Source organism: Paraburkholderia ultramafica (assembly GCF_902859915.1).
Classification (GTDB): domain Bacteria; phylum Pseudomonadota; class Gammaproteobacteria; order Burkholderiales; family Burkholderiaceae; genus Paraburkholderia; species Paraburkholderia ultramafica.
This window is the reverse complement of the sequence record NZ_CADIKK010000001.1, coordinates 115494-138047: the sequence shown is the minus strand read 5'-3', so window position 1 is coordinate 138047 and position 22554 is coordinate 115494. Positions and strand designations below refer to the sequence as shown.

General features: G+C 63.4%; 25 protein-coding genes. 7 read left to right on the top strand and 18 right to left on the bottom strand.

The genetic code is table 11. The features are described 5' to 3' along the window. Position 1: 1 nt before the first annotated feature. The 7 genes from hpaI to HV744_RS00640 form a co-directional block, all read right to left on the bottom strand. Entirely contained in the window at positions 2–805 is an 804-nt protein-coding gene (gene hpaI / locus HV744_RS00670) for a 4-hydroxy-2-oxoheptanedioate aldolase (RefSeq protein WP_175147653.1), read from the bottom strand. Positions 806–815: 10 nt separating this feature from the next. Then, positions 816–1619, bottom strand: coding sequence for a 2-oxo-hept-4-ene-1,7-dioate hydratase (gene hpaH, locus HV744_RS00665; protein ID WP_175147652.1), 804 nt, complete (start codon positions 1617–1619; stop codon positions 816–818). A 71-nt stretch (positions 1620–1690) separates the two neighbouring features. Further along, positions 1691–2095: a 5-carboxymethyl-2-hydroxymuconate Delta-isomerase gene (locus tag HV744_RS00660; RefSeq protein ID WP_175147651.1), complete on the bottom strand. Its 405-nt coding sequence runs from the start codon at positions 2093–2095 to the stop codon at positions 1691–1693. Positions 2096–2117: 22 nt separating this feature from the next. Continuing rightward, the gene (hpaD, locus tag HV744_RS00655; protein ID WP_175147650.1) at positions 2118–2981 is read right to left on the bottom strand and encodes a 3,4-dihydroxyphenylacetate 2,3-dioxygenase; all 864 of its coding nucleotides are present in this window, start codon (positions 2979–2981) and stop codon (positions 2118–2120) included. Between the two features lie 81 nt (positions 2982–3062). Further along, positions 3063–4520, bottom strand: a complete 1458-nt coding sequence (gene hpaE / locus HV744_RS00650) for a 5-carboxymethyl-2-hydroxymuconate semialdehyde dehydrogenase (protein WP_175147649.1) — start codon at positions 4518–4520, stop codon at positions 3063–3065. A gap of 177 nt (positions 4521–4697) precedes the next feature. Beyond that, positions 4698–5456: a fumarylacetoacetate hydrolase family protein gene (locus HV744_RS00645; protein WP_175147648.1), complete on the bottom strand. Its 759-nt coding sequence runs from the start codon at positions 5454–5456 to the stop codon at positions 4698–4700. Beyond that, positions 5453–6226, bottom strand: a complete 774-nt coding sequence (locus tag HV744_RS00640) for a fumarylacetoacetate hydrolase family protein (protein ID WP_175147647.1) — start codon at positions 6224–6226, stop codon at positions 5453–5455. Before HV744_RS00640 ends, HV744_RS00645 begins: the two co-directional genes overlap by 4 nt. Positions 6227–6412: 186 nt before the next feature. On the opposite strand from HV744_RS00640, the gene hpaR reads away from it, so the two are divergent. Continuing rightward, the gene (hpaR, locus tag HV744_RS00635; RefSeq protein ID WP_175147646.1) at positions 6413–6820 is read left to right on the top strand and encodes a homoprotocatechuate degradation operon regulator HpaR; all 408 of its coding nucleotides are present in this window, start codon (positions 6413–6415) and stop codon (positions 6818–6820) included. A gap of 34 nt (positions 6821–6854) precedes the next feature. On the opposite strand, the gene HV744_RS00630 is transcribed toward hpaR, so the two are convergent. Together HV744_RS00630 and HV744_RS00625 are read right to left on the bottom strand one after the other, a co-directional pair. Further along, positions 6855–7991: a DSD1 family PLP-dependent enzyme gene (locus HV744_RS00630; protein ID WP_175147645.1), complete on the bottom strand. Its 1137-nt coding sequence runs from the start codon at positions 7989–7991 to the stop codon at positions 6855–6857. Positions 7992–8021: 30 nt separating this feature from the next. Then, positions 8022–8675 (bottom strand): HAD family hydrolase, encoded by a 654-nt coding sequence (locus HV744_RS00625; protein WP_175147644.1) that lies wholly within the window; start codon positions 8673–8675, stop codon positions 8022–8024. 266 nt (positions 8676–8941) lie between these two features. Here HV744_RS00625 and HV744_RS00620 point away from each other — a divergent pair, with 266 nt between their 5' ends. Continuing rightward, positions 8942–10081, top strand: coding sequence for a hypothetical protein (locus HV744_RS00620; RefSeq protein ID WP_246278883.1), 1140 nt, complete (start codon positions 8942–8944; stop codon positions 10079–10081). Between the two features lie 107 nt (positions 10082–10188). On the opposite strand, the gene aroQ is transcribed toward HV744_RS00620, so the two are convergent. Genes aroQ through HV744_RS00605 form a run of 3 tightly spaced genes read right to left on the bottom strand, consistent with a single transcriptional unit; the run spans position 10189 to position 13194 of the window. Beyond that, on the bottom strand, positions 10189–10626 hold the full coding sequence (gene aroQ, locus HV744_RS00615; protein ID WP_175147642.1) for a type II 3-dehydroquinate dehydratase: 438 nt from the start codon (positions 10624–10626) through the stop codon (positions 10189–10191). A 46-nt stretch (positions 10627–10672) separates the two neighbouring features. Continuing rightward, positions 10673–11740 (bottom strand): Gfo/Idh/MocA family protein, encoded by a 1068-nt coding sequence (locus HV744_RS00610; protein ID WP_175147641.1) that lies wholly within the window; start codon positions 11738–11740, stop codon positions 10673–10675. 47 nt (positions 11741–11787) lie between these two features. Beyond that, entirely contained in the window at positions 11788–13194 is a 1407-nt protein-coding gene (locus HV744_RS00605; protein ID WP_175147640.1) for an MFS transporter, read from the bottom strand. A gap of 278 nt (positions 13195–13472) precedes the next feature. Between HV744_RS00605 and HV744_RS00600 the strand changes: the two genes are divergently transcribed. After that, positions 13473–14429: a LysR family transcriptional regulator gene (locus HV744_RS00600; protein WP_175147639.1), complete on the top strand. Its 957-nt coding sequence runs from the start codon at positions 13473–13475 to the stop codon at positions 14427–14429. Between the two features lie 225 nt (positions 14430–14654). Beyond that, a complete protein-coding gene (locus HV744_RS00595) occupies positions 14655–16178 on the top strand; it encodes a CoA-acylating methylmalonate-semialdehyde dehydrogenase (RefSeq protein WP_175147638.1) in 1524 nt (507 codons plus the stop codon). A gap of 85 nt (positions 16179–16263) precedes the next feature. On the opposite strand, the gene HV744_RS00590 is transcribed toward HV744_RS00595, so the two are convergent. The 4 genes from HV744_RS00590 to HV744_RS00575 form a co-directional block, all read right to left on the bottom strand. Further along, a complete protein-coding gene (locus tag HV744_RS00590) occupies positions 16264–16431 on the bottom strand; it encodes a hypothetical protein (RefSeq protein WP_175147637.1) in 168 nt (55 codons plus the stop codon). Positions 16432–16602: 171 nt separating this feature from the next. After that, on the bottom strand, positions 16603–17166 hold the full coding sequence (locus HV744_RS00585; protein WP_175147636.1) for an isochorismatase family protein: 564 nt from the start codon (positions 17164–17166) through the stop codon (positions 16603–16605). A 16-nt stretch (positions 17167–17182) separates the two neighbouring features. Beyond that, positions 17183–17635, bottom strand: coding sequence for a MarR family winged helix-turn-helix transcriptional regulator (locus HV744_RS00580; protein ID WP_175147635.1), 453 nt, complete (start codon positions 17633–17635; stop codon positions 17183–17185). A gap of 136 nt (positions 17636–17771) precedes the next feature. Beyond that, the gene (locus HV744_RS00575; protein ID WP_175147634.1) at positions 17772–18419 is read right to left on the bottom strand and encodes a VTT domain-containing protein; all 648 of its coding nucleotides are present in this window, start codon (positions 18417–18419) and stop codon (positions 17772–17774) included. 155 nt (positions 18420–18574) lie between these two features. Between HV744_RS00575 and HV744_RS00570 the strand changes: the two genes are divergently transcribed. Continuing rightward, positions 18575–19102, top strand: a complete 528-nt coding sequence (locus tag HV744_RS00570; RefSeq protein WP_175147633.1) for a GNAT family N-acetyltransferase — start codon at positions 18575–18577, stop codon at positions 19100–19102. 235 nt (positions 19103–19337) lie between these two features. Here HV744_RS00570 and HV744_RS00565 read toward each other — a convergent pair whose 3' ends face one another. Both HV744_RS00565 and HV744_RS00560 read right to left on the bottom strand, forming a co-directional pair. Next, complete coding sequence (locus HV744_RS00565) at positions 19338–20399, bottom strand: alkene reductase (protein ID WP_175147632.1); 1062 nt, start codon at positions 20397–20399, stop codon at positions 19338–19340. An 86-nt stretch (positions 20400–20485) separates the two neighbouring features. Then, complete coding sequence (locus HV744_RS00560) at positions 20486–20788, bottom strand: ArsR/SmtB family transcription factor (RefSeq protein WP_175147631.1); 303 nt, start codon at positions 20786–20788, stop codon at positions 20486–20488. A gap of 360 nt (positions 20789–21148) precedes the next feature. Here HV744_RS00560 and HV744_RS00555 point away from each other — a divergent pair, with 360 nt between their 5' ends. Beyond that, the gene (locus HV744_RS00555) at positions 21149–21592 is read left to right on the top strand and encodes a universal stress protein (protein ID WP_175147630.1); all 444 of its coding nucleotides are present in this window, start codon (positions 21149–21151) and stop codon (positions 21590–21592) included. 300 nt (positions 21593–21892) lie between these two features. Next, positions 21893–22522 (top strand): superoxide dismutase, encoded by a 630-nt coding sequence (locus HV744_RS00550; RefSeq protein ID WP_246278903.1) that lies wholly within the window; start codon positions 21893–21895, stop codon positions 22520–22522. Positions 22523–22554: the final 32 nt, after the last annotated feature.

Here is a 22554-nt window from a genome sequence, read left to right as displayed (position 1 = left end):
CTCAATATCCGCCTTTAGTCGGCGCGGCCACTGCCGCCGTTTTCTTGTACGACGCCGCCAGATCTGCCGCCGCACGGCTCAACAGACTCGTATCCGTCCCGACCGCGACGAAGGTCGCGCCCGCCGCGAGATATTCCGCGGCAATCGCCGGATCGGGCGCCAGCACGCCCGCCGCTTTGCCCGCGCCGCGCACGGTCTCGATGCCGCGGCGAATCGCTTCGCGCACGCTCGGGTCGCCCGGCTTGCCGAGCAGGCCCATCGACGCGCTCAGATCCGACGGCCCGAAAAACACGCCGTCGATGCCTTCCACGCGTGCAATCGCCGCCAGATTCTCCATGCTTTGCACGGTTTCCGCCTGCACCAGCACGCACAACTCGTCGGCGGCCGTGTTCAGGTAGTCGGGGATCCGGTTCCAATGCGACGCGCGCGCCAACGCGCTGCCCACGCCGCGAATGCCGTGCGGCGGATAACGCGTGGCCGCCACCGCATCGGCGGCTTGTTCGGCTGTATCGATCATCGGCAGCAGCAGCGTTTGCGCGCCGACGTCGAGCAACTGCTTGATCAACGCGCTGTCGCTGCGCACCGGACGCACCACCGGATGCGACGCATACGCGGCCACCGCCTGCAATTGCGACAGCGTGCTGCGCACGTCGTTCGGCGCATGCTCGTTGTCGATCAGCAGCCAGTCGAAACCGGCGGTGGCCAGCAACTCGGTCACGTAGGCGTCGGCGAGCGCGGCCCACAGGCCGAATTGCGGCCGGCCTTCAACCAGCGCGCGCTTGAATGTGTTGTGCGGTAAGGACATGTCGATCCATTCAGATGAAATTCAAACCGATGCCGCCCAGCGGACCATAGTCGACGTGGAACGTGTCGCCCGCGCGCGCGGGGATCGGGCTCGTGAACGAACCGCTCAGGATCACGTCGTGCGCGTTCAAGGCTTCGTCGTACGGGGCGATCTTGTTGGCGAGCCAGGCCACGCCCGTTGCCGGGTGATTCAACACCGCCGCCGCCAGTCCGCTTTCTTCCACGGTGCCGTTCTTGTAAAGCAGCGCGCCGACCCAGCGCAGGTCGACATCGAGCGGACGCACCGGACGGCCGCCGAGCACAATGCCCGCATTCGCGGCGAAGTCCGAGATCGTGTCGTAGACCTTGCGCGGCGCTTTGGTTTCGCGGTCGAACTGTTCGATGCGCGCGTCGATGATTTCCACCGCCGGGCTGACGTAAGCGGTGGCGTCCAATACATCGAACAGCGTGACGCCGGGGCCCTTTAGCGGCTTGCTGAGCACGAACGCCAGCTCGACTTCCACGCGCGGCGCGATGAAGCGGTCCGCGCGGATGTCGTGGCCGTTTTCGATGAACATACTGTCGAGCAGCGGCGCGTAGTCGGGTTCGTCGATCTGCGACGAGCGCTGCATCGCGCGCGAGGTCAGCCCGATCTTGCGGCCCTTGATGACGTGGCCTTCGGCCAGCTTGAGCTTGACCCACTCGCGTTGAATCGCGTAACCGTCCTGAACGGTCATCTGCGGATACTGGGCGGAGAAGTGGCGCAGCTGAGTGCGGTTTTTCTCGGCGTGGTCGAGTTGGGCCGCGAGGTCGCGGATGGTCTGTTCGTCTAGCATGATGGTTTCTCTATGAGCCGCCGCCGGGCCTGAATATCAGGTATCGGCTCCCGGGTAGTCAGGCTTCAGGTTCAGGTATTGCCCTTGAGCCGCGCGTGCAGATTGTTGTGCTTCCACGTGCCGGCTTCGCTGAACTCGTTGATCTCCAGCGACAACGCCAGACCCTGCTGTTCGAACTCCGCCGCGAAGTGCTGTTTGATCAGTGCGAACAGCGCGTCTCCGGTGGCTTTTTTAGTGGCTTCGGAGCGGCCCGCGCCGATCGTCAGATTCGCATGCAGGAACGCGGCGTCAGGGCGCCCGTCGGCGATGCAGTACTGCTCGCAGCGCAATGCGCGCACGCGGATGCCGCCGAGCGGATAGACGCGCTGATCGTGGTCGCGTTGCGCGTCGAGGCAATGCGCGAGCGCGTTGCACAGTTGGCCGATGCGGTCCGCGCCGGCGAGATTGGCGCTGTATTCGAGTGTCAGATGCGGCACGGCAGGCTCCTTTCTCTGGAAGTTAAGCGGGCAGCGGCGTGACTGGGAAGATCGCGTTGATCTGGCCGGTGCCTGAACTGCCGAAGTACGGCGTGACCACTTCCACCTTGCCGTCGTAACGATCCCAACCGAGTGCGCCGAGCAGCATCGCGGTGTCGTGCATGCCGCCTTCGCCCCAGCATTTCTCGTTGTACAGCGGCAGCATTGCGCAGAAGGTCTTCCAGTCGCCGGCCTCCCACAACTCGACCACGCTGCGGTCCATCCGTTCGAGGAACGGGTTCCACACCTTGTGCATGAACTGCTCGGCCGTGCCGTTGTTGGCGAAGTGATGACTGAGCGACCCGCTCGCCAGAATCGCGACGGTGCCGTCATAACGTTCCTCGATCGCCTTGCGCACCGCGAGGCCGAAACGCGCGCTGGTTTCCAGGTCGTGCCACATGCACCAGCCCGAGACCGACACCGCCTTGAAATGCTGATCGCCGTTCATATAGCGCATCGGCACCAGCGTGCCGTATTCGAGTCCAAGTGTGGTCTCGCTGTGCGCGCGGCTCTTCACGCCCATTTCGTTGGCGACTTCCGCGATCAGATTGCCGAGTCCGACATTGCCCGGATACGCGTACGGCATGTTCCTGATGAAATGCGGCAGCTCGTTGCTCGTGTACACGCCTTCGAATTTCGGTGCGCAATTGATGTGGTATTCGCTGTTCACGAGCCAATGCACATCGAACACGACGAGCGTATCCACGCCCAGTTCGCGGCAACGCCGGCCGATTTCATGATGGCCGTCGATCGCGGGCTGACGGCAACCTTTATGCGGACCGTCGAGTTCGGACAGATATAACGACGGGACGTGAGTCACTTTTGCTGCCAACGCGAGTTTGCCCATCGTGGTGGTCTCCTGTTCTGTGTGGCTGGTTCCGCGCGAGGCACGCTGCACCCGCGCGTCGATCCACTCCGCTTCAATGCGTCACACGCCCCAGCGCGGAATGTGATGCGAGCCGAGCGACACGCAGACGTTCTTCGGTTCGAGGAACACTTCGTAGCTCCACGTGCCGCCTTCGCGGCCCACGCCCGAGGCCTTGGTGCCGCCGAACGGCTGGCGCAGATCGCGCACGTTCTGACTGTTGACGAAGCACATGCCGGCTTCGACGGCAGCGGCGACGCGATGCGCGCGGCCCGTGTTCTCGGTCCAGATGTAGCTCGACAGGCCGTATGAGATGTCGTTGGCGAGTTTGATCGCATCGGCTTCGTCGTCGAATGGAATCAGGCATGCGACCGGGCCGAAGATTTCCTCCTGCGCGATGCGCATGCGGTTGTCGACATCGACGAAGACCGTCGGCATGACGAAGTTGCCTTTGCGCATCGCGTCGGGCAAGCCGGGTGTATCGAGGCCGCCGCACGCGAGCGTTGCGCCTTCTTTCGGACCCAGTTCGATATAGCTGCGCACCTTCGCCAGATGCCCCTGGCTGATCATCGGGCCGACAATGGTGCCGTCGGCGAGCGGATCGCCCACGGTCAAACGCTTCGCGCGTTCAATGAAACGCTCGGCGAAACGCGCGTAGATCGAGCGCTGCACCAGAATGCGCGAACCTGCCGTGCAGCGTTCGCCGTTGTTCGAGAAGATCATGAACACGGCGGCGTCGAGTGCGCGTTCGAAGTCGGCGTCGTCGAAAATCACGAACGGCGACTTGCCGCCGAGTTCCATCGAGAACTTCTTGAGCCCCGCCGTTTGCACGATGCGATTGCCGGTCGCGGTCGATCCCGTGAACGACACCGCGTGCACATCGGGGTGCGCGACCAGCGGTTCGCCGGTTTCCTTGCCGAAGCCGTGCACGACGTTCAGCACGCCGGCCGGAATACCGGCTTCGAGGGCGAGCTGGCCGAGCATCGACGCCGTGAGCGGCGACAGTTCGCTCATCTTCAGCACGGCCGTGTTGCCGAACGCGAGGCAGGGCGCGACCTTCCATGTGGCCGTCATGAACGGCACGTTCCACGGCGAGATCAGCGCGCAGACGCCGACCGGATGAAACAGCGTGTAGTTCAGGTGAGTATCAGTGGGATACGTATGGCCGTCGACGCGCGTGCACATTTCGGCGAAGTAGCTGAAGTTGTCGGCGGCGCGCGGCACGAGTTGCTTGCGTGTTTGCGAAATGGTCTGGCCGGTGTCCTTCGTTTCGGTCTCCGAGATTTCCGGCACATGCTTCGTAATCAGTTCGCCGAGCTTGCGGACCAGCTTCGCGCGTTCCGCGGCGGGCTTGCCGGCCCAGGCGGGAAACGCGTGTTTGGCCGCGCGCACGGCGGCGTCGACTTCTAGCGCGCCACCGCGGGCGACTTCGGCGAGCACGTCCTGGGTAGCCGGATTGACCGTTTCGAAATAGTCTTTCGCGGCGCAGGCTTCGCCGTTGATCAGATGGTCGATTCGCATTGGGTTGTCCTTTCTCTTTTTGCTGTCGATCGGAGTTGGCGCTTCAGCGCTTACTCCGATCCCATGCAAGGCGGTCGATCGGAGTTGGCGCTTCAGCGCTTACTCCGATCCCATGCAAGGCGGTCGATCGGAGTTGGCGCTTCAGCGCTACTCTGATCCCATGCAGAGCACATAGGCTCACGCGCGGCCGAAGTCCGCGTCGGATGCAATCGTGTTGACGAGACGGCCAAGGCCGTCGATTTCGCAGACCACTTCGTCGCCCGCATTCACGTTGACGATGCCTTCCGGCGTGCCGGTGAGAATCACGTCGCCGGGCGCGAGGGTCATGAAGCCACTCAGATATTCGATCAGCGCCGGGATGCCGGTGACGAGATCGCGCGTGTTGCCGTGCTGTTGCCGCGTGCCGTTCACGAACGTGCGCAATTCCAGTTGCGTGACGTCGTCGATATCGGCGGCGTCGACGAACCATGGACCGAGCACCGTGCCGCCGTCGCGATTCTTCACGCGCAGGTTGGGGCGGTAGTAGTTCTCGAGGTAGTCGCGGATCGCGTAGTCGTTGGCGATCATGTAGCCGGCCACATGCTGCATTGCGTTTTCGCGCGTGACGTTGCGCGCGGTCTGGCCGATCACGACCGCCAGTTCGCACTCGTAGTGCATGAACGTGACATCGGCGGGACGCCGCGTGACGCCGCGATGACCGAGCACCGTACCCGGTCCTTTGAGAAACACGAGCGGCTCTTCCTGCTTGTTGAACTGCAATTCCCTGGCGTGTTCGGCGTAGTTCAGGCCGAGCGCGAAGATCGTGCCGACTTCGATTGGCGCGAGCCAGACCATTTCGTCCTCGCGACGCACGCGGCCATCCGCGAGGCGCACGCCATCGACGTGCGGATACGCTTCGTGAATCGCCCCGGCATACGCAACGCGGCCGCGCATCATTGCTGTTCTCCATCGTGTTCTGGTGCGCGGACAAACGACACCGTGAGTGGCGGCAATGCGCCGATCGAAAGCGTGGCCGTGTCGCCGATATGCGCGACCGGCGAGCCGTGACGTACACCCAGCGTAATGACGTCGCCTGCGCTGAGCGTCATGAAATCGCTGACGTCGGCGAGCAATTGCGCGACGTTGCGCACCGACGACGCGTTGCTTGCCGTGAAGGTCTCCGCGCCATTGAGCGAGACCTTGATGCCGAGAGCGTCCGGCGCCGTGACATGACGCGCCGCCACCACAGCCGGGCCGACCACACAGAAGCCGTCGCGCGCACGCCAGCGCACCGAAGGCCGGTACACGCTCGCATGTGGCACGCTCAGATCGGCGACCAGCGTATAGCCGGCGATGTAGTCAGCCGCTCGCTCCGCGCCAACGCGTGTTGCCGTGCGGCCGATCACGATACCCAGCGACGCGCCGACTTCCACCCCCAACGCGTCGTCCGGCACGACAACCCGCGCGCGATGGCCGGCGAGCGTGTTGCGAGGCTTCAGATAAAGAATCGGGGCCTTCGGCGGCGCTTTATACGGCGCGGCATGCACCGCATCGCCTAACGCATCCAGAGCGGCGTGGTCGTTCAGCAGGGTCCCGTAAACCGCGCCGCGCACCGGCGCACGGCAGGCGATGCCGCGTGCGAGCAGCGCGGCCACGGCGCGCGCGTCCACGTCGCGAGGCAGCGCGTCGCCTTCGGGATGCAGCAGGTGATCGGCAAGGGCAAACATAAATGAGCGGCCTCGTGGAAAAATCTCGGCGAAAACACTAACATGTTAGTAGTATTGCGCTTGATATCATTCACGGTCAATAGTCTGTCGGTTGATCGCGGGTTTTCCCTTAAGCTTCGACGGCTGCATTTATTCTTTTCTAACAACATGTCCGCTGCCACCCGAGTTTTGCACCGCAACCTGCCCATGCTGTTGTTGCGCGCCAGAGAAAAAATGATGGAGCGTTTCCGTCCATTGATTACCGCTCATGGATTGACGGAACAGCAATGGCGCGTGATTCGCGCGCTCAACGAACACGGCCCGATGGAGCCGCGCCATATCTCCGATATCTGCACGATCTCGAGCCCGAGCATGGCCGGTGTGCTCGCGCGCATGGAGAGCATGGACCTGGTGATCAAGGAGCGTTTTGCGGAAGATCAGCGCCGCGTGATGGTGTCGCTGACGGACACGAGCGTGGAACTGGTGCGGGTGATTTCGAAGGATCTCGAAGCGCACTATCGCGAGCTGGAGCGCAAGGTGGGACCGGAGATCGTCGAGCGCGTGTATCGCGCTGTCGACGATCTGCTGGCGGGCCTTGGAGAAGAAGACGAGTGACGGGCGGCTCCGAGGCTCTGGGGCCGCACGTGCTTCACCAACCCTGAAAACGTCGCCACTCCACGCTGCTGCCGTCCGGCGCCACCGCGTGATACTCGGGAAACTGCGCGCCGGTCGCGCACGCATGATTCGGCAGAATGCGCAGCTTCATGCCGATCGGGAAGCGCTGCTCGATGTCGTCATCGTGCGCGCCCGCTTCGGTCGACGACAGAATCCCGTGCTCCTGGTTGGCGCCGCACACCAGGTAGCCGGGCAGCAGCGTGCCGTTCAGCAGACATGGCTGGCCATAGCCGAAATCATGCGACTGCTTCGACGTGCCGCGATCCCGGCTCATCGCCATCCAGCCTGCGTCGAGAATCGCCCAGCCCTTGTCCGCCTGATGGCCGATCACGGTGGCGAGCACGCTGAGCGCGATGTCGTCGAGCGCGCACACGCCGACGTTGTGCATGACCAGATCGAACAGCACGTAGACGCCGGCCCGCACTTCGGTGACGCCGTCCAGTTGCGTGGCGGCGAGCGCGGTCGGTGTCGAGCCGACGCTGACCGCCGGGCACTCGATGCCGGCGTCGCGCAGCCGTTGCGCCGCGCGCACGCAGCCCGCGCGTTCCTGCTCCGCGAGCGCGGCGAGCTCTTCTCGCGTGTCGAGCTCGTAGCTCGAACCCGCATGGGTCATCACGCCGCCCACCTTGACGCCGTTCTCATGCAGAATCCGGCCGACTTCGAGCAACGTGTCCTGTTCCGGCGTGATGCCCGAGCGATGCCCGTCGGTGTCCACTTCGATCCACACCTCGAAGGTTTCACCATGCTGGTCGCCGAATGCGGCGATCGCCGACGCGGCGGTCGGGTTGTCCACCACCAGCTTCAGATCGCAGCCCTGGCGGCGCAGCGCCAGGGCTCGCGGCAACTTCGAAGGGGCCATGCTGACCGCGTAGAGAATGTCGTCGACGCCGGCGGCAAAGAAAGCCTCCGCTTCCTTCAGCGTCGACACCGTGATGCCGCGCGCGCCGGCGGCGATCTGCGCGCGTACCACGTCGATACATTTGGTGGTCTTCACGTGCGGCCGGAACGCGACGCCCAGCGTGTTCATCTGCGCCTGCATTCGCGCGATGTTCTTCTGCATACGCGCGAGGTCGATCAATGCGGCGGGGGTTTCGATCTGTTCGAGTTTCATGCTTTCACCGGGGATTGAGGTGGTTTGGGCTTAGCGGCCGAAGCGGCTGAGCCACGGGACCAACTGGTCGAGCGTCGGCGCCTCGAGTTCGGGCGGCTGTGCACCCGCGACGAGCGGCAGGCCGACGTGGTTGTGCCAGTATGTTCGCAAGCCGACGACGGCGGTGCCGAACATGTCGTAGCTGGAGCCGGCCACGAACGCGGCTTCGTGGGCTTTGACGCCGAGTCTTTCGAGCGCGAGCCGGTAGGGTTGCGGGTCCGGTTTGTAGACGCCGGCTTCTTCGGCGGTGACGATCGCATCCCAGCGGATCGGCAACAGGTTGGCCGCCTGGGTGCCGAGGCGAGTGGAGCAATTGGTGACGATCGCGAGCTTGCAGTGCGGTTCGAGTGCCCGCACCGCGTCGAGTGCGCCGTGCCAGGGCTTCAGTTTCAGCCAGTCCGCTTCGAGTGCGAGCGCGGCGGATTCCGGCAGGCCGACTTCCGTGGCCGCGTCGCGCACGAGTTGTTCATACGCGATGTAGCGGCCGCAGCCATACGTCAGACGCAAATAGGCGGCACGCCATGCGCGGCCCGCCGGTTCGGACCCCGCCGCGTGGTTCCATGAGGTCCACGAGTCGAGCAGGGCGGTCAGTAGGTCGAAGAGGACCGCTTTGGGGTAGGCGGCGGGAACGGATGCGGAAGTCATGATCTAACCGGCTGTGGGCGGTGAGCTGATTATAAAGTTTCGTTGGTGGCCAAACGTTCAGACGAAGTAACTCATAGATTCAGTCAAACTGAATTCATGCCGGATCGCATTAAATTCGTATGGTTATCGCCGCCACGGCGGCAGCAGTGATGTTTCCGTAACGAAGCCGACAGCTTGACCCGCTAAAGTATGTGCCTCCGTCGTGTGGCGCGGGCAGCGTCCGCTTTCCATCGAATTGTTGTCGCTTTCACTAGAAGAGAAGTCCAATGCCGATGTCACAAGCGCCGATGAATGGCCCGTCAAGCGCCGCTGGTGAGCCTGCCTCCAGGTCGAACGAGCCGGCTCGCCGTCCCGACGATGTCGCGCGGAAAAGTGCCTTGAAACAGGCGGTATTTCTGCACACGGGCTGGCGCAGCGCGGGCACGTGGGTCTGGTCGCGTCTGCGCGAGCTCGACGCGGTAACCGGATTCTATGAGCCGCTTAGCAACGTGCTCGCCGAGCTGAGCCTCGCCGATGTTTCCGCGTCCCGTCCCACGCTGACCTCGGGGCACCCGCCGCTCGCCGCGCCGTACTTCGACGAGTACCGGCCGTTTCTTCAGGAAAGCGCGCGCGGCGTAGCCGGATATCGCAAGAGTTTCAGCATCGATCGTTTCGCGAGCGTGCCGGATGCGGAATTCCCCGCGTTGCACGCCTATTTGCGCAATCTGTGCGAGCGCACCGTCGAACAACGCAGCGTGCCGGTTTTCAAGTTTTGCCGCTCGTCGGGCCGGCTGCCCTGGTTGAAGGAAGCCTTTCCGCAGGCGATGCACGTGGGCGTGCTGCGCAATCCCGCATCGCAGTTCGCGTCGGGGTGGCTGCTCAGTCAGCAATGGAGCAATCCGTTTTTCGTCGCCGCGCCGTTTCGCGTGCTCGGTCTGAATCAGTCGGATCCGCTGGTCAGGCAGGCCATCGACGTCTGCGGCGTGAGTTTGCCGCCCGCGGCGTCGATGTCGGATGACGCCTATGCAATGGCGTGCGAGCAATATGCGCGCACGGCGGAAGGCAATAACGCTTATCGCGCGTTCGTCGCGTTGTGGATTCTCTGTGCGTTGCGGGTGACGCAGGGCGCCGATCTGCTGATCGACATCGACCGGCTTGGGCAGTCGCGCGGCTACGCGGCCTGTTTGCGCGCCGGGTTCGAATCGCAAAGCGGGTTGTCGCCGGACTTCGGCAGCGCCCGCGATCTGGTCGAAGAGACGCGGCGCAGCGCGGCGCGCATGGCCGGGATCGACGGACGCTCGATGCGCGCCGTGCACTCTGCCGCATTGAAGTTCCTGAAGACGCAGGGTGGCGTCGATGCGGGCCTGGTCGACGTGGTCCGCGAGAAGATGGTGCTGGCCAACGAACTGACCGAGCAGTGGCGCTGAGGGTTCGCTGTGTACGCGGCGCTGCGACTCACCGCGTGCAACATGCGCTACATTGCGCCGCGCGCCGTGACAAAAACCGCACGCGGCGCCAGGCATCCACTAGCTATCTAGCCCGCCGCCGACACCGCCGCCCGCAGCCCGAGCAGATAGCTGTCGACGCCAAAGCCGCAAATCTGCCCTTTGACGATCTCCGCAAACACCGACTGATGCCGGAACGCTTCGCGAGCGTGAATGTTCGACATATGGATCTCGACCACCGGCACCGTCAGAATGGCCAAGGCATCGCGAATCCCGTAGCTGTAGTGCGTCCACGCGCCGGCGTTGATGAGCACGCCGTCGACGTTGTCCGTGAACGCCTGGTGAATGCGCTCGCACATATCGGCTTCACTGTTGGTCTGAAAGCTCTCAACCTGAACGCCTAGTTCCCTGCCCAACGCCTGCAGCTTGCTATCGATTTCGGCCAGTGTGACGGTGCCGTATTGCGCCGGGTCGCGTTTGCCGAACATATTGTGGTTGATGCCGTGCAGCATCACGAACGTTTTCATTGAGCATCCCTGAAGAATGAAATTGCGCGGCATATGCCGCGCGGAACTAGTTGGCCGCCGCGACGGCTGGCGTCGTGTCGACGACCGAACCGGTGTTGGCGGCTTCGGCGATCGCCTCGGTAATGCGCAGATTCTGCAAGCCGTCGCGGGCGCTCACCAGCGGCTCGGCTTCGCGGCGAATGACGCGCTCGAAATGGTCTAGCTGGAGCTTGAGCGGATCGTCGCGCGTCATCGCGGCGACGCTCACGTCGAACGGCTTCCACCACGAACGGTCCTCGGCTTTGCCGTACGTTTTCAGGCGCATCGTCGGCACGGACAGCGAGCCGAACGTGCCCGCAATCACGTAGCAATCTTCGTCCGGGTACGACGGATAGGCCTTGTTTTCCTGCGACGTCTGTTCCCAGCTGCGTGCACTCGCGGCGGTGTCCGACAGCATGAAGCTGCCGAGCGCGCCGCTGGCAAAACGCAGGTTGATCGCAACCGTGTCCTCGACCGGAAAGCCGCGCGTCGCACGCGACGAAAAAGCCTGCACGGCGACGATATCGCCGCACAGCATGCGCAGGTTGTGCACCTCGTGAATCATGTTCAGCAGAATCGGGCCGCCGCCTGGCTGGCGCCGCCATTGCGCGTCGGCGAAGTACTGGTCCGGCTTGAAGAACACCGCGCTGCCCATCACCGCGACCAGTTTGCCGAGCCGGCCTTCGTCGATCAGTTGCCGCGCGCGCGCCATGATCGGGCTGTGCGCGCGGTGATGGCCGATCAGCAACGGCACGCCCCTGCGTTCGACTTCGCCGACCAGCATTTCGGCTTCGTCGACGCTCGGCGCGATCGGCTTTTCGAGCAGCGTCGGCACGCCGGCCGCGAGACAGATCAACGCATGCTCCACATGCAGCTGGTTCGGCGTCGCGAGAATCACGCCGTCCGGACGATCCCGTTCGAGCAGTTCGTCGAGCGTCCGGTAAAGCGGCACGCCAGCGTGGGCCGCGATCGGCCCGGCTGCCGGCGACGGATCGACGATCGCCGACAGCGCGCACGTGCCGCTTTGTTGCGCGACCGCCATGTGAGCGCGGCCGATGTAGCCCGCGCCGGCCACGGCGATCCGGGTTCTGTTCATGAAACGTGTCCTCTGCGGTTGCGATGAGATGGGTCAGGCGGCAGCCCTTATGCGATGGCTTTTTTCGCTTCGGCCATCGTCTGGGCGCGCAGCGCGTCATAGCTGTGCTTGTCGATCGGCACCGCTTTGGGCTCGCCCAGATCGCTCAGCTTGACGCGGAAGTTCTCGCGTGCGCTCCATGCGGTCACCGCCGCGATGATGGTGATCCCGAACGTGATCGCGCCGATGGTGAGCGGGATGTTGTTCGATCCGGGCGGCGCGACGTAAGCGAACAGCGCCGGCAGCAGCGCGGTGATCGTCGTGCCGATGTTCTGGCCGATCGCCATTGCGGAGACACGCGAGCGGGTCGGGAACAGCTCCGGATAGAAACTTGGGAAGATGGCGTTATAGCCTTGATAGATGATGCCCCACATGAGGATCGACATGACCATCGCGAGCGGCACGTTCTTGATACTGATCGCGTAGAGGTACGCGAACGAGAGCAGGCCCGCGCCGAGCGCGCCGACGATGATCGGCAGGCGCCGGCCGATCCGGTCGGACAGATTGCCCACGTACGGAATCACCAGCACGGCGACGATGTTGCCGACCACCGGAATCCACAGATAGACGCTCTTCGAAAAGCCGATGCCGTAGGACTGCTGCACCGCGTACGCCGCGCCGAAGATGGTGGCGACGACGGGAATCACGTTCATCAGCGAGCAGCCGACCACGCGCAGCATGTCCCCCCAGTTGTAGCGGAAGGCTTCGATAATCGGCGACTTCGGCACGTTGCCGCTGGCGTCTTCCTTCTCGAAGGCGGGCGTTTCGTCCACCGCGCGGCGAATGATGTAGCCGGCGATCAGCACGACCGCGCTGAGCAGGAACGGAATACGCCAGCCCCATGCGTTGAAGGTACTTTCATTCATGTAGTAGGCGAGCGGCAGGAACACTGCGGCGGCGAGAATCTGACCGGCCTGCACGCCTTGCAGCGTGAAACTCGCGTAATAGCCGCGTCGTCCGAATGGCGCGTGTTCGAGAATCATCGAGCTCGCGCCCGAGATTTCACCGGCGACGGCGAAGCCCTGAATCAGACGGAGCACCACCAGCAACGCGGGAGCAAGCATGCCGATGCTGTGGTAGGTGGGCAGAAAGCCGACCGCCATCGTCGAGAAACCCATCAGGAACATGCAGACGAGCAACACGTTTTTGCGGCCGTGGGTGTCGCCCCAATGCCCGAGCACGAGCGCGCCAATCGGCCGTGCGACGTACCCGACGCCATAGGTTGCGAGCGACGCGACGATCGCGATCTTCGGGTTGCCCGATGGAAAGAACAGCTGAGGGAAGATAAGGGCGGCTGCCTGAGCGTAGATGAAGAAATCGTAGTACTCGAGCGCCGAGCCGATCCAGCCGCTGGCCGTTGCTTTGCGAGCCTGCGAGCGATGCGCGTGGGTGCTCGCCGATGCGTTCGTTTCCATATCGTCTCCTGAACAGAAATGTTTTTGTCAGCTTCTATGGCTGACTCATTGGCGTACCGAAATTGAAACAATGCAAGCCAGGACTTTCCTGGGCGCTCTGCCGCCAGTCCTTGCCGGTTGCCGCGCTGCGGCATTGACCGGTTGCGATGATCTGATCGGCGGCAGAGGGTTAACCAGTGCCTGGGTGTCCGGAGCATTCAGCCCGATCTGCCCTGGCTTGCCCGATCAATTCGTTACGGCTAGGGTAATGTGCTTCTGCACCGACACAATGCGACCAGATGGAAAATCAGAATGCGCTCACAGCCAGCAATGAGTCGTTCCTGCGCGATCTTCAGCTGTTCTGCAATATCGCGCGGCGGGCCAGCTTCGTCGCGGCATCGACCGAAATGGGCTTGTCGCCGTCGCATGTGAGCAAGCGGATCGCGATGCTGGAGGCCAGTCTCGGCGTGAAGCTGTTCCAGCGCACCACGCGCCGGGTCAGCGTGACGACCGACGGCGAAGCCGCTTTGCAGTGGGCGCAGAAAATACTTGACGACGTGCAGGGCATGGCCGACGCGTTCGCCGATCGACGTACCGAGTTGCGCGGCCTGCTGCGCATCAGCACGAGTCTGCGGCTCGGCCGCAAACACGTGTCGCGGATTCTCGCGATGCTGCGCGAGCGTCATCCGAATCTCGAGATCTGGCTGGAGTTGCTGGACCGGCGTGCGGATCTGGTCGGAGAGAACTTCGATATCGACGTGCGCGTGGGCGAGGTGCATGAGCCGCACCTGATCGCGCACAAGATGGTGGAGAGTGCGCGGATTCTTTGCGCATCGCCGGCTTATCTCGAACGGCGTGGCGCGCCGGTCGATCTGGCCGACCTGACACAGCACGACTGCCTGCTGTTTCGCGGGCGCGATGATCGCTTCGGCGTCTGGCGTCTGAGCGGGCCGAATGGCGAAAAGAGCGTGAAGGTGACGGGCACGGTCGCGTCGAATCTCAGCGACATCGTCGTGCAGTGGGCCAAGGACGGTTATGGCGTGGTGATGGTGTCGATCTGGGATGTGGCCGAGAGCCTGCGCGCCGGTGAACTGGTGCGGGTGTTGCCGGACTACCAGCAGTCCGCCGATGTGTGGGCTGTGACGGCGGAGCGCCTGTCGTCGTCGGCGAAGATTCAGGTGTGCATCGAGTTCCTCAAGGAGCAGTTGACGAGTGGACCGTATGCGCTCGTTACGCGCGGCGTGGGTGGGTTTTGAGCGGGCAGGTGGCCCCCGCTCCAATACAGTTGCCACGCAAAAAGCAATACAGTGAGGCGCGGTTTTATTGCGCTGTGTCGGGAATATGACCGGCGCCGTCGATACAGTTGGCGGGTCTTGATGGAGCCAGCCGGCAAGCGGATCGCCGCTCGCGCGCTGTGCGATCTGATTTTCTTGCGGCCGGTGGCGATGCCCCGAGGCCTATCCCGAACCCGAGGTAAGGACATGAATGTAGCCAACGAACAAGCGAAGCTGTCGGTGCAGCAACTGGGCCATTACATCGGCGGCGCGCCGGTTGAGCCGACCAGCGGCCGCTTCAAGGACGTGTTCAATCCCGCAACCGGCAAGGTGACCGGCTCGGTCGCGCTGGCATCGGTTGAAGAGGTGGACGCGGCCGTCAAGGCTGCGAAGGCCGCGTTTCCCGCGTGGAGCGAAACCGCGCCGCTCAAGCGCGCCCGCATTCTGTTCAAGTTCAAGGAGCTGCTGAACCAGCATCACGACGAACTGGCGATGCTGATCACGCGCGAACACGGCAAGGTGTTCACGGATGCGCAAGGCGAAGTGGTGCGCGGCATCGAGGTGGTCGAGTTCGCGTGCGGCATTCCGAACCTGTTGAAGACCGACTTCACCGACCAGATCGGCGGCGGCATCGACAACTGGAATCTGCGTCAGGCTCTGGGCGTGGTCGCGGGTATCACGCCGTTTAATTTCCCGGTGATGGTGCCGATGTGGATGTTCCCGGTCGCGCTCGCGTGCGGCAACACGTTCGTGCTGAAGCCGTCGGAGCGTGATCCGTCGGCGTCGCTGCGGATCGCCGAATTGCTGAAGGAGGCCGGTCTGCCGGACGGCGTGTTCAACGTCGTGAACGGCGACAAGATGGCCGTGGATGCGCTGATCGAGCACCCCGACGTCGCGGCGCTGTCGTTCGTGGGCTCCACGCCGATCGCCGAATACATTCATACGCAAGCGTCGAAGTACGGCAAGCGTGTGCAGGCGTTGGGCGGGGCGAAGAATCACCTGGTCGTGATGCCGGACGCCGATCTCGACCAGGCCGTCGATGCGCTGATCGGCGCCGCATACGGTTCGGCGGGCGAGCGCTGCATGGCGATCTCGGTGGCGGTGGCGGTCGGCAATGTCGCCGATCAACTGATCGACAAGCTGGTGCCGCGCGTCAAATCGCTCGTCATCAAGAACGGCGAGCACCTCGATGCCGAGATGGGCCCGTTGGTTACCGCCGAACATAAGGCCAAGGTGGCTGGCTATATCGCGTCGGGCGAGGCGGAAGGCGCGCAGCTGATCGTCGATGGCCGCGCGCATCCGGTGGCGGGCGAGGCGGGCTTCTTCATCGGCGGCACGCTGTTCGACCATGTCGGCACGCAGATGAAGATCTACCAGGAAGAGATCTTCGGCCCGGTGCTGGCGGTGGTGCGGGTGCCCGACTTCGCGAGCGCGGTCGAGTTGATCAACGCGCACGAGTTCGGCAACGGCGTGTCGCTCTTCACCTCCGACGGCGGCGTCGCGCGTGCGTTCGGCCGGCAGATTCAGGTGGGCATGGTCGGCATCAACGTGCCGATTCCGGTGCCGATGGCGTGGCACTCGTTCGGCGGCTGGAAGCGTTCGCTGTTCGGCGATCACCATGCGTACGGTGAAGAGGGCGTGCGTTTCTATACCCGCTACAAGAGCATCATGCAGCGCTGGCCGGACAGTATCGCGAAGGGCGCCGAATTCACGATGCCGGTCGCGAAGTAAGTCGTCGTGCAGCGCTGTGCTGCAATGACAAAGCCGCGCCTGATTCTTCAGGCGCGGCTTTTTTGCATCGAGCCGGCGGCGTCGCTTAGACGCTCGGAGAAGTGTCTTCTTCCGCTTCGCTCAGAACGGCGCTCTGCACCGCGGCAACCGGGCCGATGTAAGAGGCCGCCGCGGACGCCGCCGGCCGTGGATCGTCGATGCTGTAGCGCAGCCGTCGGCTTTCGACATACACGCGCAACTGGCGGTACGTCATCAGATAAAACAGCCCGACGAGCGCCGGCGCAAAACGTTGGAGACGATCGCGCCACTCGCCCAGACCCGGTAATTGAAATTGCGCAGCGAACGGAACGTGCCTGTCACCGGATGGTTCTCCTTTGCAGGGAGCCGGCGGCGGGCAGGCTGGCGCGTGCGCACATGCGCGCTTTCATGCGCGCGAGCTCTCGAGCAGATCGAGGACTTCCTGCGTCGTGCCGGTTTCGCCCAGGCGCGGGAAGATGCGCGTGATGCTGTTGGCGTGCGCGTCCGCATTCATGTCGGTCATCGCGTCGACGACGAGCGTGACGTTCAGTCCGAGTTCGCTTGCGTAACGCGCGGTGGATTCCACGCCGATGCTGGTCGCGACGCCTACCAGCACCACTTGCGTGACGCCTTGCTCGCGCAGATACGCTGCGAGGTCCGTGTTGGTGAACGCGCCCCAGGTGCGCTTGGTCACCAGATGATCCGACGGCTGCTGCTTCAACTCGGGCAACAGATCCGCGAAGCCGGCGGGGAAGTCGCCGGTATGGCGCCCCTGGTCCGTGCGGCCCGGCGCGCCCGCGGCGACGTTGACGAGCACCACGGGCAGGCCGTGACGGCGAAACGCGTCGAGCAACACGACCGAGCGTTGGACGATTTCGCTCGCGGGATGAACCGTGGGCAATGCGACGATGCCGCGCTGCAAATCAATGACGACCAGTGCGGTCTTTGCATCAAGTGTGGTGAGTGCCATGGGGTACTCCTGCGAGTTACGAGTCGATCAGGCGTTTGAGCAAGTCGACGCCAATTGCGAGTTGTTGCTGTTCGGCCGCCGAGAAGCGGGTCTGGATGGTGCGAAACAGCCAGTCTTCGCGTGCCGCCCGGCTCGCCTTGATTTTCTTGCGAAAGGCTGGGGTGAGGGAGAGAACCGTCTGTCGGCCGTCATTCGGGTCGGGCGCGCCGCTGACGAGCCCGGCGGCCTTCAGAATCGACAGTGTTTCGCCCATGGATTGCGAGCGCATGCCCTGAGCGCGTGCGAGCGCCGTGACCGTGGCTGGACCTTCGCGCTCCAGCAGACCGAGTACCTGCACCTGCGTAGGCGTGAAATCGCCCACGTGGGACTCTTCGCGCAAACGGCGGCGCAGCTTGCCGACCAGCACGCGCAGGTCTTCCGCCATCGCGTGCAGCGCGTCGGGTTCAGCCGGAAGGGCATTCTTGCTCATACGATGGCAGATGTGAAGGTTGCCTGCGAAGGTTACCTTCGTATATCGCTCGAGTCAAGTTGGCGGCGCCAACGCGAAGTCCCGCAGCACAGATGGCGTGATGACGATCCCGGCGATTTCGGCGATCCTGGCGAACTCAGTCGGCGCGCAGGCGCCGGTGGACCACGCGCCACGCCGTACCGCCGAGCAACATCGCGCCGCCGAGCAGAATGCCCAGCAACACGATCGAACTCATATGTTCGCGCACCATCGGCATGTTGCCGAACAGGAAGCCGGCCGCCATCAGCGACACGACCCATATCGCCGCGCCGGCGCTGACCAGCCACACGAAACGCGAGAACGTCATGCGCGAGACGCCCGCGACGAACGGCGCGAAGGTGCGCACCACGGCGATGAACGGCGACAGCAGAAAGGTCAGGCCGCCGCGTGCCTCGCTGAAATCGTGCGCTTTACGCAGCGCACGCTTGTTGAGCCAGCGATAGTCGGCGGTATAGACTTTTTCGCCGACTGCATGGCCGAGCGCATAACCGACGATGCTGCCGCCCACCGTCGCCACGAACAGCACGGGAACCACGATCCACGCATTCAGCGCGCCCGTGGCCGCAAGCGCGCCGCAAATGAAAATCAGCGGATCGCCGGGCAGGAAGAACAACGGCAGGAAGCCGTATTCGACGAACACGACGAGAAACAGCAGCGCGTACACGCCGGTGCCGAATTGCCCGATCAGGGCGTTCAGGTGCTGGTCGAGGTGCAGCGCGACCTGCAGCAGATTCAGGAGGTCCATCTTGGGCCGAAGGGGAATCAGATGTCAGGAGTGTAGTCCCGTGGCGGCGCGTGCACTTGTCTATTTGTCGATTGGGATGTCAATATCGGGCAGTGTTTTCAACCATGACGGCCGGCATGCGGCGACCACGCAGCCGGCGCACACTTCGAAACGCCATGCAGCACGCACCCACTGTCACCTTCCGTTTTGCCGCAGCGCACGATGCAAGCGCGATTCGTACGATCGAATTCGAAGCGGGCCAGCGCTTTGTCAGCGTCGGCATGACCGGTATCGCCGATGCGCCGCCGATGGTGCTGGCGCTCGTCGAGCGCAAGATCGCCGCGCGCGAGATCATCGTCGCCGTGGACGCCGATGCGGCGTGCGCCGGCTTCGTGATGTTCGAGCCGCAGCCCACGCGCATCTATGTTCAGGAACTCGACGTGCTGACCTCGCATGCCGGGCGGCGCATCGGCGCGGCGCTGATCGAACAGGTCGCGCAACTCGCGCGCACGCGGCAACTGATGCAACTCATCCTGTCGACGTATCGCGAGGTGCCGTGGAACGCGCCGTACTATCGTCGGCTTGGGTTTCGCGATATCGAAGAAGCCGAACTCGACGTGGCGCTGATCGCGCGGCGCGACGCGCATATCGCGCAAGGGCTCGACGAATCGAAGCGCGTGTTCATGCGGCGTGATCTTGCGTGACGTGTGGGGTTCAAGCGTGCCTGCTGAGTTTGTGCTTGTCGTGCGCGGCATGCGGGTGAACCGGCAGCGGGCAAAAAAAAGCGCGTCGGGTATGACCGAAATATCGTTCGGTCATACCCGCCGCGCGGTTTTACAGCGTACTGCGATTCATGCGCCGCTTTAACTTTAACGAAGCGGCTCGGCCTGAGCTGACTACGCAGCGCATTGCACTGCGTTGCTCAGCACGCGTGGCCGCTTATTCCACCGCTTCCAGCGTCGGATAGTCCACGTAACCGGCTTCGCCGCGTGCATAGTAGGTCGCCGGATTCGGCTTGTTCAACGGCGCGTTCGTCGCGAAGCGGCGCACCAGATCCGGATTGGCGATGAACAGTTGACCCCATGCCACCGCGTCCGCTTCACCCGCGTCGAGCACCTGCTGCGCGGTTTCCCTGGTGAACTTTTCGTTCGCGATGTACGGGCCGCCGAATGCCTGCTTCAGTTGCGGGCCGAGGCGGTCGTCGCCGAGCGATTCGCGCGCGGCGATGAACGCGATCTTGCGCTTGCCGAGTTCGCGGGCCACATAACCGAAGGTGCCGGCCGGGTCCGAATCGCCCATCGCGTGCGCGTCGCGGCGCGGTGCGAGGTGCACGCCGACACGGTTCGCGCCCCACACGCCGATACATGCGTCGGTGATTTCGAGCAGCAGACGCGCGCGATTCTCGATCGGGCCACCGTATGCATCGGTACGCTTGTTGGTGCTGTCCTGCAGGAACTGGTCGAGCAGATAGCCGTTCGCGCCGTGCACTTCAACGCCGTCAAAACCCGCCGCCTTGGCGTTTTCCGCGCCTTTGCGGAATGCTTCAACCACGCCGGCGATTTCATCGAGTTCCAGCGCGCGCGGTGTCACGTACGGACGCTCCGGACGCACGAGGCTCACGTGACCTTGCGCCGCGATCGCGCTCGGCGCGACCGGCAGATCGCCGTTCAGGAACAGCGGGTCCGAAATACGGCCGACGTGCCACAGTTGCAGGAAGATCTTGCCGCCGGCGGCATGCACGGCGTTCGTGACGAGCTTCCAGCCTTCGACCTGCTCCTGCGACCAGATGCCCGGCGTTTCCGCATAGCCGACGCCTTGCGGCGTGACCGAGGTGGCTTCGCTGATGATCAGGCCGGCCGTCGCGCGCTCGGCGTAGTACCTCGCCATCAGCGCGTTCGGCACGCGAATGTCTTCGGCGCGTTGACGCGTGAGCGGCGCCATGATGATGCGGTTCGACAACGTGATATCGCCAATTTGCAGCGGATCGAAAAGAGTCGGCATAAGAGTTCACCTTTGGCGGCGGGCGCGGCCCGAGCCTGAAAAAAACAACGTGATGAAAGAAGCGCGCGGCGACGCGAATGAAGCGCTCAGAGCCTGGAGTTCATATGTTCGAGGAACGCCTGGATGACGGGCTCGTTGCGCTTGAAAAACACCCATTGACCGACCCGCTTCGACGTGACGAGCCCCGCGCGCTGCAAGGCCGCAAGATGCGCCGACACGGTGGACTGCGACAGGCCGCAGCGCGCGTCGATCTTGCCCGCACACACGCCGTGATCGAGCGGCAACTCCTGATCGGCGAAATGCGCGTACGGCTCCCGCAGCCAGCCGAGAATCTCCCGGCGAACCGGGTTGGCCAGCGCTTTGTGGATCGCGTCGATATCGGGCGTCATCGGGATTCGTTTCAAGGGTTTCAACAACCGGCAGGCGGGACGCCGGTGGCGTCGACGCAACTGCATCGCTACAGTGCGAATTATATATCGGAATTTAACGATATAGGTGGAGGCACTACTGGCAAGGGGGGCGATAGGTGTTCGCGTGAAATAAACGGGACGAGTCGAGTGTTCTTGGAGACGCAACGCCGAAAACCGAACCAATCCAAAATGGCGGCCGCCTTGATGAACGTGCATTAGTACGTGCGCCAGCCGCCGGCGACAAAAGGCACTGCGCTTTCTGGAATACCTCGCCAGGCAAAGCGTTATGGAGGGTAAAGATCCGGCGAAACTCCCTTCGTCGCGCAACTCGAGGTTCCTATGCCTGACCACTACAATCTGCTCGTCTACTACGATGGATCACCCGAATCAAGATCAGCGTTGCTGCGCGTTAGCCGTTTAGCGTATGCGTTGAGTGCTACTGTTCATGTACTGTCGTTAGTGGATCTCGGTTGGGCTATCGGTTCCAGTCTTGGAAACTTGTCGGACGTGGCGTGTCTGCAAATCGAAGGGGCGGTAAAGCAGACCCTGCAGGAAGCGCTGGATCATTTATCAGAGAGTGGAACGGTTGCACGCGGGTATGTTGCCGCAGGCAGCGTGGTCGATAACATGGCCAGGTATGCCGGCTTGCTCAACGCGGACCTGCTTGTGCTGGGTCACCGGAATCCGCGTGGAATGGCAAGGTGGTGGGGCCAGCCATCCAACCACGCGGAACTTGTGAAACGTGCCGCAGGGCGTGCTGTTATTACCGTGCCGTTGGACTAGACAGTCATCCTCGACGCGGCATGCAGCACCGCAACCCTTCCTTTTCCGTATCCAGCGCCGCGATTGGAATAGCCGCGCGACTTCAGCTGTTATGTGTGGGCGGCCATGACCGACCGGCAATTGGACGGTGGGCGCGCTCTCTCCACACTTACGGTGTTCGCTATGCTTAAATCACTCATCTCCCGCCGTCGCCTGATTGCAACCGGATCGCTGGCCTCAATCGGTATCGCGCTCTCCAGGTTCGCGTTCGGCAATACGACGCTGGATTCATCGGCTGGCCTGCAAACCGACTCGAAGCCGATGGCGGGCATCGTTCCCGCCCATCCTGGCGATTCGCCGCAAACGCTGCCGCCGCTGCCGTACGCGGAAAATGCGCTCGAGCCGACTATCTCTGCGCGCACGGTGGGGATTCATTACGGCAAGCATCATCGGGCGTACTTCGACAATCTGCACAAGCTGCTGGCCGGCACGCCGCTCGAGCAGGCGTCGCTCGAACAGATCATCATGCAGTCGCACGATCAGCCCACGCTTGCCGACGTGTTCAGCAACGCGGCGCAGGCGTGGAATCACAATTTCTACTGGAGTTCGCTGAGTCCCGCCGCGACCGCGCCCAGCGCGCAACTTCAGGCAGCGATCGAACGCAAGTTTGGTTCAATCGAGGCGCTGTCGAAAGTTCTCGTGACAACCTCGGCGTCGCAATTCGGCAGCGGCTGGGGATGGCTCGTTGTCGATCGCGGCGAGCTTGCAGTGATCAAGACAGCAAATGCGGAAACGCCGTTGACGCGAGGTCTTGTGCCGCTCCTGACCGTCGACGTTTGGGAGCATGCGTACTATCTCGACTATCAGAATCGCCGTCCAGACTACCTCGTGGCAACCGTCTCGCGTCACCTGAACTGGGCGTTCGCATCGGCTAACTTCGGGCGCGTCTAAGCCGGCATTGGCGGCATCGCGTGCGCTTCGTT

What these genes read in the sequence shown, in the direction of transcription:
- hpaI (WP_175147653.1), bottom strand. Translation starts at nt 805, where the DNA reads ATGTCCTTACCGCACAACACATTCAAGCGCGCGCTGGTTGAAGGCCGG.
- hpaH (WP_175147652.1), bottom strand. Translation starts at nt 1,619, where the DNA reads ATGCTAGACGAACAGACCATCCGCGACCTCGCGGCCCAACTCGACCAC.
- hpaD (WP_175147650.1), bottom strand. Translation starts at nt 2,981, where the DNA reads ATGGGCAAACTCGCGTTGGCAGCAAAAGTGACTCACGTCCCGTCGTTA.
- hpaE (WP_175147649.1), bottom strand. Translation starts at nt 4,520, where the DNA reads ATGCGAATCGACCATCTGATCAACGGCGAAGCCTGCGCCGCGAAAGAC.
- HV744_RS00645 (WP_175147648.1), bottom strand. Translation starts at nt 5,456, where the DNA reads ATGATGCGCGGCCGCGTTGCGTATGCCGGGGCGATTCACGAAGCGTAT.
- HV744_RS00640 (WP_175147647.1), bottom strand. Translation starts at nt 6,226, where the DNA reads ATGTTTGCCCTTGCCGATCACCTGCTGCATCCCGAAGGCGACGCGCTG.
- hpaR (WP_175147646.1), top strand. Translation starts at nt 6,413, where the DNA reads ATGCTGTTGTTGCGCGCCAGAGAAAAAATGATGGAGCGTTTCCGTCCA.
- HV744_RS00630 (WP_175147645.1), bottom strand. Translation starts at nt 7,991, where the DNA reads ATGAAACTCGAACAGATCGAAACCCCCGCCGCATTGATCGACCTCGCG.
- HV744_RS00625 (WP_175147644.1), bottom strand. Translation starts at nt 8,675, where the DNA reads ATGACTTCCGCATCCGTTCCCGCCGCCTACCCCAAAGCGGTCCTCTTC.
- HV744_RS00620 (WP_246278883.1), top strand. Translation starts at nt 8,942, where the DNA reads ATGCCGATGTCACAAGCGCCGATGAATGGCCCGTCAAGCGCCGCTGGT.
- aroQ (WP_175147642.1), bottom strand. Translation starts at nt 10,626, where the DNA reads ATGAAAACGTTCGTGATGCTGCACGGCATCAACCACAATATGTTCGGC.
- HV744_RS00610 (WP_175147641.1), bottom strand. Translation starts at nt 11,740, where the DNA reads ATGAACAGAACCCGGATCGCCGTGGCCGGCGCGGGCTACATCGGCCGC.
- HV744_RS00605 (WP_175147640.1), bottom strand. Translation starts at nt 13,194, where the DNA reads ATGGAAACGAACGCATCGGCGAGCACCCACGCGCATCGCTCGCAGGCT.
- HV744_RS00600 (WP_175147639.1), top strand. Translation starts at nt 13,473, where the DNA reads ATGGAAAATCAGAATGCGCTCACAGCCAGCAATGAGTCGTTCCTGCGC.
- HV744_RS00595 (WP_175147638.1), top strand. Translation starts at nt 14,655, where the DNA reads ATGAATGTAGCCAACGAACAAGCGAAGCTGTCGGTGCAGCAACTGGGC.
- HV744_RS00590 (WP_175147637.1), bottom strand. Translation starts at nt 16,431, where the DNA reads ATGACGTACCGCCAGTTGCGCGTGTATGTCGAAAGCCGACGGCTGCGC.
- HV744_RS00585 (WP_175147636.1), bottom strand. Translation starts at nt 17,166, where the DNA reads ATGGCACTCACCACACTTGATGCAAAGACCGCACTGGTCGTCATTGAT.
- HV744_RS00580 (WP_175147635.1), bottom strand. Translation starts at nt 17,635, where the DNA reads ATGAGCAAGAATGCCCTTCCGGCTGAACCCGACGCGCTGCACGCGATG.
- HV744_RS00575 (WP_175147634.1), bottom strand. Translation starts at nt 18,419, where the DNA reads ATGGACCTCCTGAATCTGCTGCAGGTCGCGCTGCACCTCGACCAGCAC.
- HV744_RS00570 (WP_175147633.1), top strand. Translation starts at nt 18,575, where the DNA reads ATGCAGCACGCACCCACTGTCACCTTCCGTTTTGCCGCAGCGCACGAT.
- HV744_RS00565 (WP_175147632.1), bottom strand. Translation starts at nt 20,399, where the DNA reads ATGCCGACTCTTTTCGATCCGCTGCAAATTGGCGATATCACGTTGTCG.
- HV744_RS00560 (WP_175147631.1), bottom strand. Translation starts at nt 20,788, where the DNA reads ATGACGCCCGATATCGACGCGATCCACAAAGCGCTGGCCAACCCGGTT.
- HV744_RS00555 (WP_175147630.1), top strand. Translation starts at nt 21,149, where the DNA reads ATGCCTGACCACTACAATCTGCTCGTCTACTACGATGGATCACCCGAA.
- HV744_RS00550 (WP_246278903.1), top strand. Translation starts at nt 21,893, where the DNA reads ATGGCGGGCATCGTTCCCGCCCATCCTGGCGATTCGCCGCAAACGCTG.